The organism is Microcystis sp. BLCC-F209, from assembly GCF_041928595.1.
Lineage (GTDB): Bacteria > Cyanobacteriota > Cyanobacteriia > Cyanobacteriales > Microcystaceae > Microcystis.
The window spans coordinates 14,076-29,377 of record NZ_JBHFLL010000076.1; the positions used below are offsets into that span (position 1 = coordinate 14,076).

Annotated in this window: 10 protein-coding genes; 1 reads left to right on the forward strand and 9 read right to left on the reverse strand. The window is 39.2% G+C overall.

The window, feature by feature from the left end; all coding sequences use genetic code 11:
- The first annotated feature begins 5 nt into the window (after positions 1 to 5).
- Positions 6 to 2,024 (forward strand): ATP-binding protein, encoded by a 2,019-nt coding sequence (locus tag ACE1AQ_RS04635; protein ID WP_374807952.1) that lies wholly within the window; start codon positions 6 to 8, stop codon positions 2,022 to 2,024.
- An 18-nt stretch (positions 2,025 to 2,042) separates the two neighbouring features.
- Here the strand turns inward: ACE1AQ_RS04635 and ACE1AQ_RS04640 are convergent, their stop codons facing one another.
- From ACE1AQ_RS04640 to ACE1AQ_RS04680, 9 genes are all read right to left on the reverse strand, one after another.
- Positions 2,043 to 6,983 (reverse strand): putative baseplate assembly protein, encoded by a 4,941-nt coding sequence (locus ACE1AQ_RS04640; RefSeq protein WP_008198651.1) that lies wholly within the window; start codon positions 6,981 to 6,983, stop codon positions 2,043 to 2,045.
- Positions 6,984 to 7,347: 364 nt separating this feature from the next.
- Positions 7,348 to 8,091 carry a hypothetical protein gene (locus tag ACE1AQ_RS04645; protein ID WP_008198653.1) on the reverse strand — a complete coding sequence of 248 codons (744 nt, stop codon included), beginning with the start codon at positions 8,089 to 8,091 and terminating at the stop codon, positions 7,348 to 7,350.
- A 51-nt stretch (positions 8,092 to 8,142) separates the two neighbouring features.
- A complete protein-coding gene (locus tag ACE1AQ_RS04650; RefSeq protein ID WP_172456656.1) occupies positions 8,143 to 10,569 on the reverse strand; it encodes a baseplate J/gp47 family protein in 2,427 nt (808 codons plus the stop codon).
- A 19-nt stretch (positions 10,570 to 10,588) separates the two neighbouring features.
- Positions 10,589 to 10,939, reverse strand: a complete 351-nt coding sequence (locus ACE1AQ_RS04655; protein WP_008198656.1) for a GPW/gp25 family protein — start codon at positions 10,937 to 10,939, stop codon at positions 10,589 to 10,591.
- 80 nt (positions 10,940 to 11,019) lie between these two features.
- Positions 11,020 to 11,913, reverse strand: a complete 894-nt coding sequence (locus ACE1AQ_RS04660; protein ID WP_216362938.1) for a phage baseplate assembly protein V — start codon at positions 11,911 to 11,913, stop codon at positions 11,020 to 11,022.
- A 24-nt stretch (positions 11,914 to 11,937) separates the two neighbouring features.
- Positions 11,938 to 13,104, reverse strand: a complete 1,167-nt coding sequence (locus ACE1AQ_RS04665) for a hypothetical protein (protein WP_110545463.1) — start codon at positions 13,102 to 13,104, stop codon at positions 11,938 to 11,940.
- A gap of 2 nt (positions 13,105 to 13,106) precedes the next feature.
- Complete coding sequence (locus ACE1AQ_RS04670; RefSeq protein WP_008198664.1) at positions 13,107 to 13,406, reverse strand: hypothetical protein; 300 nt, start codon at positions 13,404 to 13,406, stop codon at positions 13,107 to 13,109.
- 32 nt (positions 13,407 to 13,438) lie between these two features.
- Positions 13,439 to 14,101: a hypothetical protein gene (locus ACE1AQ_RS04675; protein WP_008198666.1), complete on the reverse strand. Its 663-nt coding sequence runs from the start codon at positions 14,099 to 14,101 to the stop codon at positions 13,439 to 13,441.
- Positions 14,102 to 14,166: 65 nt separating this feature from the next.
- Positions 14,167 to 14,838 (reverse strand): DUF1906 domain-containing protein, encoded by a 672-nt coding sequence (locus ACE1AQ_RS04680; protein WP_008198667.1) that lies wholly within the window; start codon positions 14,836 to 14,838, stop codon positions 14,167 to 14,169.
- Positions 14,839 to 15,302 lie beyond the last annotated feature (464 nt).

Sequence of the window (15,302 nt, forward strand, 5' to 3'; positions counted from 1 at the left end):
AATTTATGTCTGGCGGGGAGAGCATTTCCTGGCAACAAGCCAATTTTAACTTTCTGATGGCAGCAATCGCTTCTATCCGACAGCAAATTAACCGATATATTGCCTTTTTGGAGGATAAACGCAAACGCTGGGATGAGCAACAGCTAGAAGCAACATTTGCTCAACTTAACGAAGCCAAAGAACAAATGCCTTCGGCTTCGGCTTTAGAACATCTCTACCAAACCTTTAATCTTGAACCCTTTGAAATAGAGCTGCTCCTACTGTGTGTAGCGATGGAACTTGATCCCACCTTTGCTCAATTATGTGCTGATGCTCAAAAAAATGACAATCTTAATTATCCTACTTTTTCCCTCGCCTTAGCCGTCTTACCCGAAGCGAATTGGGAAGCTATTTCTTCGACGGGTTCTTTACGTTATTGGCATTTAATTGAAGTACAACCCGGACCCACCTTACTCACCAGTCCCCTCACCCTTGACGAAAATATTTTCCTCTATTTGATGGGATTATCTTTTATTGACCGTAGATTAGGAGAAATTATCAAACCTCTTCCCACAGAAGAGCGTTTTGCTCCTTCTCATCGCCATTTAGCCCAACAATTGGCCGCCACATGGATAGAAGGACAAGAACAAAAACAATATCCTTTATTGCAATTATCTGGGGATAATCTGGCCGCTAAACAAGCGATCGCAGCTAAGACGGCCGAAAAATTAGACTTACGCTTGGCGCGACTCTCAGTCTCAACGCTTCCGAGTAACCCTGAAAGATTAGATTTGATCGTGCGATTATGGGATCGAGAGGCAATTTTGTTGGGAAAAGGTTTATTAATCGAATGCGATCGCCTGACCGAAGACAGCGACACATCCCAAACTGAAGCCTTATCTTATTTTTTGGAAAATAGTGCCAGTTTCTTAATCCTATCGAGCCGAGAGCGGGGTTTATTAACCGAGCGACCGATGATTACTTTTGATGTAGAAAAACCCACTCAAAGCGAGCAAGAACAACTCTGGAAGATGCTTTTTAGTGAAATTGATCTAGATTTAAAGGGACTGGCTAATGAAATTGTCTTTCAGTTTAATATGAACTATCCCAACATTTATGCTACTTGGACAGAGACTTTAGGTAAACTCAGTCAAACTGAAACCGAGACATTTACTGTAAAAGAAGTTGCCCAAATACTTTGGGATACTTGTCGCCTACAAGCAAGACAAAAATTAGATGATTTAGTCCAAAGAATTGAGCCTAAAGCAGGTTGGGGTGATTTAGTATTACCCGAAACTCAGAAGCAAATTCTAGAAGAAATCGCCCTAGAAGTACGCCAAAGAGCCAAAGTTTACCAAGATTGGGGATTTAATCAGAAAAGTGAGCGAGGACTAGGAATTAGTGCTTTATTTACTGGCTCAAGTGGAACGGGAAAAACCCTGGCTGCTGAAATTTTAGCCAAAGAATTATGTTTAGACCTTTATCGTATTGATTTGAGTACCGTCATTAATAAGTATATCGGCGAAACTGAAAAGAACTTACGACGAGTTTTTGATGCGGCTGAAGCTGGGGGTGCTATCTTATTATTTGATGAAGCGGATGCTCTTTTTGGTAAGCGAACAGAAACCAAAGACTCCCATGATCGCTATGCTAATATTGAGGTTAGCTATTTATTGCAGAAAATGGAAGCCTATCGAGGATTAGCTATTTTGACTACTAACATTCCTGAAGCCTTAGATCGTGCCTTTAAACGACGTTTACGGTTTATTGTTCAATTTCCCTTTCCTGACTTTGCTCAAAGAGTGGAAATTTGGCAAAAAATGTTTCCACCACAAATGCCCCAAGCAGATTTAGACATACAAAAACTAGCGCAATTAAATGTATCTGGGGGTGAAATTCGTAATATTGCTTTAAAAGCTGCTTTTTTAGCCTCAGAAAAAGGACGTGCTGTTAAGATGACTGATTTACTACAAGCGGCAAGAAGTGAATATCGTAAGTTAGAAAAAACCCTAACCAGTGATGAAATTAAAGATTGGTTGTCTTGATTTATTCTTGCGGAAGCATTATACTTTCGTAATTTGCAGAAAACTTTCTTGAAAAACCAAGAGTAACAACTGAGCCGGAACAATTTCTTGTAATGCAATGTTCCATTCAGCCAATTTTGCCTGTAGGGTAGGATAAATTTGTGGGTAATCGCCATGAAAACAAAGTGCTTCTAAGTCAACAGCTAAGACACCAGTAATACTCTGGATGGTGGCAATAATAGAATCGGAAGTAATAGTTTGTCCAAAGGTTTGTTGCTGAAAACAATACTGAGAATTGAAAGTTTCTTTAATCTGAGATTTGATACTTAGAATATCGGAATTTTCAGCTATGATTACCTTGACTTGGAACTGAAAAAATAAGGGTACAAAAGATTCAATTTGTATCGGTTGTGAATGAATACTTAATTTTTGAATTTCTTGATATAAATCCTGACAAAGCTTCGAGTTTTTAGAAATCTGAACACCGTTATTAGCAGCAATAGTAAGATGAATTAATTGTTGATGTCCATTCCACAAAACTTGTGCCTTAGCTTTAGCAATACCGGGGAAAGTAATCGCCAAATCTTCATAGTCATTTAAGGAAACTATCCGACCTAAAGTTCTCACAAATAGAGGTGCTATTTGCCGAATATTGACCATTTTTTCGGGATTTCTACCCCCAGACGCAGGAATCGGATTAATAACTTTATCCACTCCTGGTTGGCGGTTAGCCATAATGCTTAATTGTCCCCTATCAACGTTCCCATCTTGACCAATACCTGTACGATAAGTTGCCAAGACATTTTCCCGTCCTGTGGGGAGACGAGCGCCTTGTTTACCATCACCAAATGTTATGGTAGCTTTTCCTTGCTCGGAAACTTGTAGTAAATAATCATGGCTATCAGTAGTGGAGTTAAATAAATTAGAAACTTGATGCCAAATAATTTCAGTATGATTGACATTAGTAAAGTTAAAATTTGATTGTCTTTCTACTGCTATTGTTAAGGTGCTAAGGTTTTCTATCCCGTTAGGGTTAGGAAGAAAAATTAAAGGATGTCTTTGTAATGTAAACTTTTGATTTTTTTGGGCTGAATTACCACTTCCTAGAATTTCATTATGGATAGTTTCCCCTTGGGTAGCTCTGGCCACATTCCCACATACTGTTACTGTTTTGTCATCATAAACAAATTCTAAAGACTTAGTTAAACTCACGATTGTATGATTATTATTTTTGTTAATTACATCTGCAACAACTGTAATTTCACTAATTGAAGAAGAAGAATTAACGGCAGATTCGCAAATTATTTCATCCGATTGAGCTATCAATTTAATTTCGGGACTATCGGGAGATTGCAAAAACCAGTAATACAGATGTGCATATTGTGGATGAGAAACTGGAGCTTTTAGCACTTCAAATTGAGGAGTATATTCTACGATTAGTTGTCTAAAATTTTGCCGAATTAAGAAGGTATTGCCGTGATTATCTGACAATCTCCAACAGCGATCAACTTGTTCCACCTTGATAGTTGTACTAGGATCTAACGATTGGTTATTATCTTGGAATATTTTGTTCAATTGCTCAGTAATAAAACCTTGATTTAATAGTTCTTTAAATTCCGAAGGTATAGCAAATAATTGCTGTTGCTTAAGTGGAGTTGGTTCTAAACTTTCGGCAGATTGTAAATAAGCAGTTGTTCCTGTTCCAACATAAAGATTATTTTCGCCATCTAAAGTTAAGGTTTTGATATTGTTAGAAATACCTAAAGGCCAAAATATCCATGTTTCCCCTTGATTGAGAGAATAAAAAAGTCCTCCCCTTTCTGTTCCAGCATAGAGGATGTCTTGAGGAGAAATTAGTAAACACTGAATATGTTGATCTGAGAGTCCGAAATTTCTTTCTTTCCAAGTTATACCTTGATCAGAAGAATAAAAAATTCCTCCCCCATCAGTTCCAGCAAAAAGCTGTCCTTGAGAGTCACTTACTAAGCTTTTAATTTTCCAAACGTTTAATACTTGAATGACAGCTTGTTCCTCTAATTTTGGAATAGTACAGCGATAGACTCCCTCTTGATTAGTTCCCACATAGAGATAGCTAGGAGTCCAAAGTAAAGCTGATATTTTTTGATCGCTAAAACCGAGAGAAATCCACTGGGAATCATGATAATAAAAAACCCCTTTTTCTGTACCACAATACAAATCTCCTTGCGGACTGAATATTAAACTTAAGACAGGTTCTTTTAAATTTCCTAAAAGACTCCATTCATCCGTTGATGCCTTATAATAATAGACTCCATCTTCAGTCGCAGAGACTAATTCTTGAGAGGAACTTAGCAAAATTTTGGTAGCTTTTATAATATTTTTACCAAGTCTTGACCATTGGTTACTTTTATAGATAAAAATCCCGATTTCTGTGGCTGCAACTAAATTATTATCTTGATTAAAACTTAGGAATTCCACTGAGAAATTCTCTAATCCTAACAGATTCCATTTTTTATCTTTATTGTGATAAACTCCCCCTAAAGACCCAATAATTACCGCTCTAGGTCTTTTTCCCGTAATACTCAAAGTTTGTCCTTTAGCTAAACCTAAATTCTCACCATTTAGGTTAATTTCTAATCCTTTTACTAGGGTAGGAGGTGATGAGGAAGACCCAGATAATTTAAGAGATATTGTTTGTAGAAAAACTTGGGTATTGCGTAAATTAAACTGACTGAGCTTTGGCGTTTCATGACTATCAATTTCAAGACGGGTAATTGAAGTTTTAAGTGTGAAGTCAGAAGCTACAAGATTGAGAACGGTTTTTACCCGATAAATACCTACGATTGGAGTCGGTAATTGCTGTCTCAGAATCACAAAACTTCCCGGAATAATTGAGGAATAAACTTTATCTAAGTCAATATAATTATCCAGCAAATAAAAGTTAGGCCAGTCTTGATCTTTAAATTCACCTAAAGGAGTAGCGATCGCAACTTTATTTTTACTATTAGTTGCTACAGTTTCGATATTTTCAACTTGATCAAGTAATTGCCATTGGTTGCCATGATTGTCACTTGAAAACAATCCTTGATTCGTTCCTGCTAACAAAATGATCTGGTTTTGATTTTGTAATGTCCCTAAAGAACTGACTACAATCTTACCCTTAGGAGATTCTAAACCATTATTAACTAACTGCCAATTATGGCCATTATTTTGAGACCGAAAAATCCCTGCTTCTGTCACTACAAAAAGATAGCAAATTTGACTTTGAGGCTCTTGATAGTGAATAATAGATTTAATAGTAATCGCCGTTTCTGTACTGGGGAGACAGTTATTCAATCTTGGTAATTTCGCCGAGGATGAAGCGACTTGTTTCTGATAATTTGGTAAACCTTTGTTGAGCGATCGCCAACAATTTCCTTGATCAGAAGATGCAAAAATACCTAAGTTTGTTCCCGCATAAAGGTAGCCATTAACAGGATTAATGGCTAGGGCATAAATAATCAGAGAAGTTTGTCCCGTTTGTTCGTTATAATGAGGTAAACCTCGATTAGTCGGTTGCCAACTTCTGCCACCCATTGTTAACCTAAAAATGCCATTATCTGTCCCGACAAAAAGAGTGGCTGGTTTGGATAAATTATGGTTATTCCAAGCTATTGAACGAACACTTGTTCCAGGCAGAGTAGCATTAACTAATTTACGGTTGGGTTCTGTTTCTACTATCGTTAATGATCCTTGAAGACGATCCCAACTTTCTCCCCCATCAACGGAACGAAATACCCCCCCATTCACAGTACCTACCAGTAATTGTTCGTCAGAGGTTAGCAATAGGGAAAAGATCGGTTGTTGGGACAATCCCCCCGTTATTTTTCCCCAATGATCGTCTTGATTTTTTTTTCGATAAAGTCCCTTATTTGTGCCTAAAAATACTGTTCCGTCGGTAGTAATTACTAAGGTTTGCCATTTGAGATCGGGTAAATTGGTATTATTACTTACCCAAGATTGACCCCGATTATCGCTCAGAAAAATTCCCCCTAAACGAGTGCTATATTGCGCTTTAGTACGCTCAGGAAGACTATTCCAGAAGGGAGCATTGTGGCCAAATAGTTTGGCTTGTTGTTTAAAGGTAAAGGCTTGGGGTAAACTGTCTGGTGTCGGGGATAAGGGTTTTCCTTGAGTTAAAGGGGTTTGCCATAGTGCTAGGGTGTAACCTTGGCTTTTATTGACCTCTACCTCGTGTAACAGGCGAAATTCTGCTTCTGTTTGGGGCGATCGCTGGTCAGAATTTTTTCTTAATAACAGGAGAGGACTATTGGGTTTTAATCCTGTGGTTGTCCCCGCAATGCGGATTCCTGTCGCACCAGAATTGAGGGTTATTTGAGGATAAACGGTCGGCTGATAGATTTTAATGGCATTCCAAGCGGCTCGGGCAACAATGCTTTCGCTGGTTTCAAAAATAACGGGTTTTTGATTTAGTTTAGGCAGACTTTGAACGCGGGTTTGGGGACCGGCGGGAATGATAATTTCAGTGGGGATACCTTGAGCAACTCTGAGGGTAAAAGCAAGGTAAGTAGTAGCACCTAAACCGGGATCGGGTTGATAACCTAAACTGCGGACTAATTGTTCGACGGAGAAACTTTCGACGCTGGTGCTTAAATAGCCTTCGTTGATAATGCGTTCGTTATAAAAGGTGAGAATGTCCCCTAAAACTGCCCAAATTTTCAAGAAAGCAAGAACGATATCATTAGGAACTAATCTAGATGTATTGAGATTAGCGAGGGGTTGCGTGACAAAAAGTTGCTCGTTGGTAATGATTTCTTTGGGAGCTTGCGCTAACATCCATAGCAAAAAGGTGCTGTAAGTTCCCGCTCGATATTTGAGTTGCGTTAGACCAGGGGGATTATAACAGGTTAAATTCTGTAACCAAAAATAGTCATCATTTTTCAATGAATTGCGCTCTCTTAAAAGATGTTGAAGAATCAAGCTAGTGTCACCGAAATCCATAGGTTCTCACAACTGTATGATTATAAGTAGTCCTGCAAAATTAATTTCCTAGTGAAGATAGGCAAGAGGCAAGAGGCAAGAGGTGGTTAGATATGTATAATTAATTTTGCTTAGGTACTTAAGCAGAATTTATCGCTTTCAGAAAATAGGAAATACGGAAGAAAAGGAAACAAGAATAACAATTAACACCATAACCCCGTATAACTCTGAAAGAACTAATTGTTATTTACTCGCATCTTGCACCGTAAAAGTTGATAGAAGAAGCGATGGCTAAAATCCTTATCGGATCGGGTTTGGCACAAGTTATCTTCTTTAGACATAGAACTATGAACAAACAATTAATCAAAACCCAAACCACTCTTTATCACTCTTTCTTTTCCTCATTTTCTTCATCAGGTTCACGTCGGCTTAAATTTTTATTGGCTTCCTTTATTTCATTTATTGGCCATTGTCCCGTTGTCGCCGCAATTCGCGCTAGACGCATTTCTTTTCTTTGCCTTTCATCAACAGGTACAGTTATGTTCGAGAGTCCATCGGCATAACTTAGTCTGTTCATATTCCTTATCATGAGGTTGTACGAGTCATCGGCTATCTGGTTTTCTCTGCTACCCCTGTTTTTTTGGAAACCTAAAAGGAAAGCGTATGCTAATTGGTTCATTTGCACAGCACTACTAACATCCCCTTCTTCTAAGAGACTTCTTTGAGTATCACGATATTGTCTTGAATTCATACCTGATTCATCAGGGTCGTTTTTAGTACCCGTTCCAATATGAGATCTATGAAAATCTTTTACTTCCTGATATGCAGGTGCTTGATTTTCCAGAAATCGAGCGCCGACTGTTCCTCTTCTCTCGCCTGATGTTCGATTAATAGGCTCAAAGCCCACTGAGTGTTCTGATTCATGTGTATTACCTGATACACGAAAACCAAAATCCCGGCTTAGTCTTCGCTGCTCACGGCTTCTAGCACCATGTACACCAAGCTCAAAACTCTGTCTTCTTCCAACAGAAGGTGCAGAAAACCTTGACTGTTGTTCCTGTAGTCTCTGTAGTTTCTTGGCTTTTCTCCTAGATGAACGTGATCTTCCTGGTGGTCTATATCTCCCCATAATCCGCTACTCAACTTGTCGTCAATGACCGCTAACTACCTAATTACCGAATTATCCCTCAATGATAAACTTAATTCTACCTTTTTGGGGTTCTTTCACATTATTTAACACTTGAATTACTTCTAATGGTAATACCTCAATCACTCCTGTATCTAGTTCATTGCGCGAAAGTCGATCCAAACGCTGAAATTGAGTTGCTTCAACCCGAACCACATTCTGAACCTGTAAAGCACGAGCGATAATTTGACTCAGATAAAGGGGGCGACCTAATTTAAACCTATCTGGGGAAAAAAATCCTTTTTCTCCATCGGGAAAAATGACCGAACTAAAAGCCAAATTTAAGATACCTAATACCTGATTCGGCACAGTATGAGGCTTAATATACACCTTGAGGGTAATGGCGACTGGCACAAATTGTGCGCCCTTTATCACTAAATCTGTGCCAATTATTGCCCAAGGGGTCAAATAATCCTTAATTTCTGCTGCAAATGCTGAATCTACAGATCGCCCTTCATGACGAAGAACATAGATAAAGAGAGTATTCCAACTACCTGTCCATTTACGAATAGCGATGGCTTGCATAACATCAGGATGGGTTTCGGTTCTTGCTGCATGGTCTGCCTCGGTGACACAACGTTTTTGAGTATAAAAAACCACTGGTGCATTCAGACGAATTTCTTCAAGAGATTCAGGTTCTTCCCCCCCTTGGGCAGGCATCGGATTACGAATACCTATAATGTTAAGATCATCAGTTACAATAGTTGTAATAGTTTCTTGACCCACATTTCCTTGAATGCCATTTCCTAACCGATAAATAGGCTGAAATTGATGCCCAATGGGGGGTAGTTTGCCAAGTTTACCGTCGCCAAACCGTAGATAAATTAAACCATCTTCTTCCATTTCTAAAACGAAATCTTGGCTAAACGGATTACTGGCAAGTAAATCTCTTTGGGCGATCCAAATATTACTATTTCCAATTATTTTAGGAGGAAGAAATGGGTAAAGTCCTCCTAATTCTTGCAAGAGAATGGCAGGAGTTGCCTGATGCGGTTTTTGTTCTAAGGTTTTTTTAGCTGATTGTTTCTTGGCGATATTAGACTGAAAAAGAACTCGAAACGTTAGCGATCCACTCGGACAGAAATGAGGGCGATATTTTCCCTGTTCTGGAACGATATCTAGGAGCTTATCATTATCAATGGTACAGCCATGATCTGCCAGAACAATATTGCCTCTAACCACTGTGCAATCCTGTTGATAACATCCCTCGTTTGTTAAGCTGGACACAACCAAATCAAAAGGTAATCTATCTTCTAGCATCCATTCAATTTCAGTTATTTCTTGAGAGTAAAGTTCATCATAACTCAGTTGAGGTTTTTGGCTTAATCTTACCTCATGACGATGTTGAAGGTTAGCATCTTTAGCTAAACCAGTCTGGGGATTAATAACTTCCTCAAAAATCAAAATATCTCCCTGTTGCAAGTTAGAAAAATGTCCTTTTAAAGTCGCTTTAGTTGTTCCTTTTTTTAGGGAAAGTTGAAGACTTCCACCAGTATAAAAATACATTTCATTATGTTGAACATAAAGGGAGACTGTTTCCATCGTTTCAAACACTTGCTCTGAAGGATTAGCCTGTTGAATACGTTGCTTATATTCATTAAATAAAATTCGTTTAGGGGCGGGTTGATTGTGTGTCAATAGGGGTGTTCCAATCGGTAAAACAGTATTTCCCGTTACTTGTACTTGTACCCAAACCCTAGCATTACATCCTTCTGATACCTGATAATCTAGTAATCTAGCATGACGAGTTAAAGAAAGCCTCCGTCGCGCTGTTCCTAAATAGCTTTCCGTAGCAACAGCATCTTGATAATAACTGAGATAATCAGCTACATAAGCGAGTAAATCAACTAAGACAATTCCTAAATCAGCTTCGTGACGTTCTTGCCATTGGGGGAGTAATAACGTTAAATAATCTAGCATTAATTGCCGAAAGCTTTGATAATCTTTAGCTAAATAATTAATTTCAATAGGTAATTGTAAAGGTGGTGGTAAATCAGTAGGAGACTGAGGATTAATCGGGATGGTGTTATCTGGCCATAAACTAAAAGGTAATTGAGATAACGCCGAGTCTAAATACTCGATATCGATTAATGTGAGAAGGTAAAAACCGAGCCAGTCCTCATTTTTCGTGGTTAAATTTAGTTCTAATTGTACATGATTTTTAATGTAACTCACTGACTCAACTTTTAAAGGTGCTAAATTTTTCTGTAGTGTTTTTATTTGAAAATTAGCGGGAGTCAAATTAGGGGGAATATGTTGCTTATTGGAATGCTCAGGAGAAGGTGAAACAAAATAAGCTCTTAAATACCATTGTTGTTCTTGTTGCTCTATTTCAAGAAAATCCAGTCCGATTAAGTTAGGATGTTGACTAACATTTAATCGACGTTGTAATCGTATATAAGAACTAAATTTATCGGTCATTTCCATTGACGATTTCCCCTCAACATTCAAATTTAACTCGATACCGTTCTTGACTAATCAGAACAGCATACTCAATCAAAATTGTTACCTTAGAGTCCTCGTTCTTAACCTCTACTGTTGCCACCTGAATGACATCTCCTAGCCACTGACTAAGGGCAGCTTGTACCATCGCTTGAGTAACGGCTACCATTTCCGTATTATTAGTGGTAAAAACTAATCGTTGCAACCCACAACCAAAGGATGGCAAATTAACCCTTTCTCCCGGCATGGTAAAGAGAATTTGTTCGATCATTTGATAGATATGTTGATTGTAGTCGGTGGTGGCGACTAAACCTTGATTATTGAGGTTAAAAGGGAAAGCAATTTGCATATTTTTTTTGTTGGACTCGCAATTTTTTGAAATAGAGAGGCTAAATTAACCTGAGTTTAGAATAAGAAAAATTATCCATGTTAAATGATAAGCTCTCCGTCAATCGTACCAGCCCCTAATATAGCAATACCTCCTTCAGCGGTCAAAGCACCTACTATGTTGGTCTCCCCTTCAACGGTCAAAGCACCCCCTATGTTGGTCTCTCCTTCTATCTCAACTGCTCCGATTATATTAGTATTTCCTTCTATGTTGACTATACTTGTTATTTTAGTAGTGGCAGCCTCTATAGCCACATCAGCAGTGGCTGTTACCGTCACATCACCCGAATTTATTAAAATGGCTTCTTCGTTTAGAGTTAGGGTTGATTCAGGAATTTCTGAGGTAATGGCCGCTTCTGTCATGGAAATCGTACCGGGAGGAAATTCGAGGGTAATTCCTTCTTCTGTGACTAATTTAATGATGGCAGGGGCAGCATTAATTTCAATCCCCGTTGAATTAAAAACCATTTTTAAGGGAGTCGCCACCGCTTCAGGGGAACACTCTAACGTAAAACCTCCCACTTCCGGCAGATCATTGAGTACCATCTTGATAAATTCGGTTTTAAATATCTTAGTTGCAGGATTAGGCAATTCTTCGGAACTCCTTGGTACTTGACCTTCATCCCAAAAACAGCCCACCCATATAGGATAATTAGGATCGCCTCCTTCAAATTCCAGCCAAACATTAGCCCCAACAGGGGGAATAGCGTAAAACCCAACGCCTGGACCCGCATAAGGAGTACAAGGCAAAGCCCAATTTAACTTAGATCCATAAACCACCGCAACTTCTGCTCGAATTCGTCCTAATCCTAACGGATCTTCATTATCTAGCACGATTCCTCGATACTTACCATAAAAACGCTGCCCGCCATCAGAGGACGCAGCATCTGCATTATTCGTCGGGTTGGAACGGGGAGAACAATTGCCATTCATCATAAATTAAACAGAATTAAATTAAGATTAGGGTTGAACAAAATTCGTCAGACTTCCTAGACCAGAACGGGTCAGAGTAAATTGTTGTTGGTAGTTCCCCCGTGCGATTTTGTGGGTAACACTTTGGACATAATATTGACCATCATAGCTATGACCGACACCTCGAACGCCCACAATACCAGGGGCTTGCAAAATATGCCCGTAACGGAGAGTATTCAATTGTCCTTGAGCAACCACGACGTTATCTATAGATAAATCGGTAATCGCTTGGGCTTTTGCTAAAGCATCTAGGGGACCAAGACGGGGATCTGTAAACTGTTGGGTTCGTACAAAGGGCAGAGACAGTTCTAAGGGTTGCAGTTCGGACTGAGATAGGGGCGTTCGGGTACTATTAGTGGTAACAATCGGGATGTCTTCTGATAATTCGGGTTGAAGGGGGTCGGACTGGGCAAAACCATAGACTAGGGTGGGTGATAGAGCATCATAGCAAAAGTTAATCGATTCTACATTGGTCGCAGGTCCCATGTCCACAGTCATAGCGGGTTGTGGGTTTCCCCTACGTACGGGGGGACCCCAGTAGGCGATATTGCTCAAGAAAGTTAGCCCTGGTCTCATATAAAAAAGATAGCCGTGTCTGGCGGCTAATTGCTGAAGATAGGCGCGATCAGTGGCATTTTGTTGGGGAACCCAATCCACTTGTAGCGATTGATAAGGGGGTAACGTAGCAGGAAATATTTCGGGAATAATTAAACCGAGTAAAGGAATATATTTGGCGAGAATTAATTCAACAATTGCGATGTGTCCCAAATTGGGATATTCGGTAGAGCATTCATACAGATCCATGACAATGCTGACATCTTCCCCTGTCACCGATAACATAGCTGCCCCAAATTCTTGAGAGTGAATTAATTCTTGTTGGGTAATAAATCCATCTATTAAAATACTCGGTGTTCCGTTAAGTGTGATGGTCAGAATTACTCGATTTTTTGGGGTGAGGAGGGGACTTCTCAATAACTCATAATCGGTACTTAGTACTTTGGTTCGGTCAGCATGAAACAATAATTGAAACTTCGACGGACTTTGATCGCTTTGAGTAATCTCGACACTTTGCAGGGATTCAGCAATAAATTGGGGCGCAGGACTGGGACGATTTTTTCCTAATGCTAATCTTAGCGTAATACCTGTTCCCGTCATGATTATTCTCCAGGTACTTGGGGAATCGTAACTTTTAAAATGCGTCCTGGACGTTCAGTCAAATCTATGGGATTCATCCCATTATTCGCATCCGCAATCCGCCAAAATAACAGGGGATTACCTAAAGTTTTGGACGCAATAATATCTAACCGATCACCATCATTAACCTTAACATTCGTGAGAAAGGGTAAATCTTGACCTTGGGGAAGAAAACGACGGCGTTTATAAATAATTTCCTGCCCAGTAGAACTCGTATATCGAGCATCGGCAATAGCATAATAGCGACTGGTATGATCAAACATTTAGACTTAAAATCCTCCTCAATTTCAATGGTTTATCTAAGTTGATTGATATTCACTCCCAACATCTGACTGGAAGTAGTAATAGCACTACTAGACATAGATTGTAAGATATTTTGATAGGCACTAAATTGATGGTATTGAGGGTTAGAAGAACTCAAATCTGAGTAGTTTAACACTCGCATACTCAAGGAAACCGTCGCTCGAATAGGATTGAGGCGAGCATCAAACAATTCTTCCACAATTGTATAGTTATTGATTCTCACAGGAAGCACCCTCTGAGGCCCCCAAACCAAGTAAATATCAGGAGAGGTCAAAGATGCTACTTCTAGCGTGCCATTTGCTAGTAAAGATTGATTCTTTTGGACTTGATTAAGGGAAGGAAAAGCTAAAAGTTCTAAGGCGGCTAAATAAGGATAAATGCCTAATTGAACTGTAATCGGATCATCGTGGCACAGTTTATCGGAAGCATCTAACTGGATATCTATGTTGATTATTTCAACGGGTGCGCCTGTATAGCGGATGGCAAGAGAACGGTTATTTTCCTCACCTCCTGCCATTTGGGGTTCTAAGGATCGTTGCAAGCGACTCGGATTATATTGAAAAGGAATGACTTGCGGTGTCGTACTATCAGGATTAACAAAGACTAAGGCACCGCTAAAAATACGAGGACCGCGCAAACCATTGACAGAAATCATAACAATTATCGCCTTAGTTAGTTAATTGATTAAAATACTACATCCGATCATGTCTGTGGGGTAATTCACGACTGAGAATCTATTTTACGAATGAGCCACTGTACAATCCCATTCAAATTATCATTATGGGTAGTATTTTTATCAATACTAATACCATGAACTTGTTGACGCACCCCTTGTTGAGTCATTTGATATCCTCGAACAGCAACATCAGGAACAATACTCAAGGAATGCCAATAGTATTGAAATTTGAGATCCTTGTATAATTCTGAACTGTTTAAAATAGAATTAGCCCCTACATACAAACCAGGTAGATAGCCAGCTTCGTTTACTTGATCGAACCAATTGTTGCAGTAATTTACTACGTCTTGGACAGTTGCCTGTGGATCAATTCCCTCTAAGTCTAACCAGACATTGACTTTAGCGGGAAACCCGACTGTTTTGGCGTTTTCGACGGCTGCTTTACCATGGTTTTCCCCCAGTGTGGCACTTGGTGTCCAACCTTTATAAAGCACGTGTTGGACGGGCATCAAAGCTAACCCGGCATTTAGAATGGCATCGGCTTCACCGTTGGTTAAATCTTTGGTAGTTTCTTGGGAAAGGGAAAGATAGCGTAAGCAGAAACGATAACCGCTTTGATAAAATAATTTCGCCTTAGCTAAGTCTAGTATATAATCGGTATCAAATCCAGTTTCTCCCGCAGAGGCTGATTCGACTATTCCAGTTAAGGTTGTCATCTGTCTAACGAACTAAAGGTTATATGTTGAATCTTAGCAGCAAAATTTTTGGTTCTTCTCGACTTTGTGTGATAATTTTTACTTATGGAATCGTTAAGTGCTTATTGGGCAAGATTTAGGACTATTTTGCCGAAAAAACTCTCAGTATAGACCTCGTTTCCACACAGAAACCAGAAGAGCCGATAAAATCGTCCATCAGTGGGAGCATCTCATTTATACAAGTTAGTAATTATACTTATCACTAAAACCGGTTTCTAGCAAGGCTTTCAAAATAGCTTGACATAAAAACCTGATTTAGGGGTTACAAAGGTGAGATGCTCCCCTAGTAAGCTAAAACGCACTTAAACCACCTAAAATAGAAATAGTAACTTGAGAAAATTCCTACTTATGCCAGCCAAAGATTTCCTAGACTTAGAAGAAAAGAAAAACTTACAAAAAGCTCTTAAAGAAGAAGAAAGAGCAGA

Coding starts and splice junctions, on each gene's coding strand:
- ACE1AQ_RS04635 (WP_374807952.1), top strand. CDS start 6: ATGTCTGGCGGGGAGAGCATTTCCTGGCAACAAGCCAATTTTAACTTT.
- ACE1AQ_RS04640 (WP_008198651.1), bottom strand. CDS start 6,983: ATGGATTTCGGTGACACTAGCTTGATTCTTCAACATCTTTTAAGAGAG.
- ACE1AQ_RS04645 (WP_008198653.1), bottom strand. CDS start 8,091: ATGGGGAGATATAGACCACCAGGAAGATCACGTTCATCTAGGAGAAAA.
- ACE1AQ_RS04650 (WP_172456656.1), bottom strand. CDS start 10,569: ATGACCGATAAATTTAGTTCTTATATACGATTACAACGTCGATTAAAT.
- ACE1AQ_RS04655 (WP_008198656.1), bottom strand. CDS start 10,939: ATGCAAATTGCTTTCCCTTTTAACCTCAATAATCAAGGTTTAGTCGCC.
- ACE1AQ_RS04660 (WP_216362938.1), bottom strand. CDS start 11,913: ATGATGAATGGCAATTGTTCTCCCCGTTCCAACCCGACGAATAATGCA.
- ACE1AQ_RS04665 (WP_110545463.1), bottom strand. CDS start 13,104: ATGACGGGAACAGGTATTACGCTAAGATTAGCATTAGGAAAAAATCGT.
- ACE1AQ_RS04670 (WP_008198664.1), bottom strand. CDS start 13,406: ATGTTTGATCATACCAGTCGCTATTATGCTATTGCCGATGCTCGATAT.
- ACE1AQ_RS04675 (WP_008198666.1), bottom strand. CDS start 14,101: ATGATTTCTGTCAATGGTTTGCGCGGTCCTCGTATTTTTAGCGGTGCC.
- ACE1AQ_RS04680 (WP_008198667.1), bottom strand. CDS start 14,838: ATGACAACCTTAACTGGAATAGTCGAATCAGCCTCTGCGGGAGAAACT.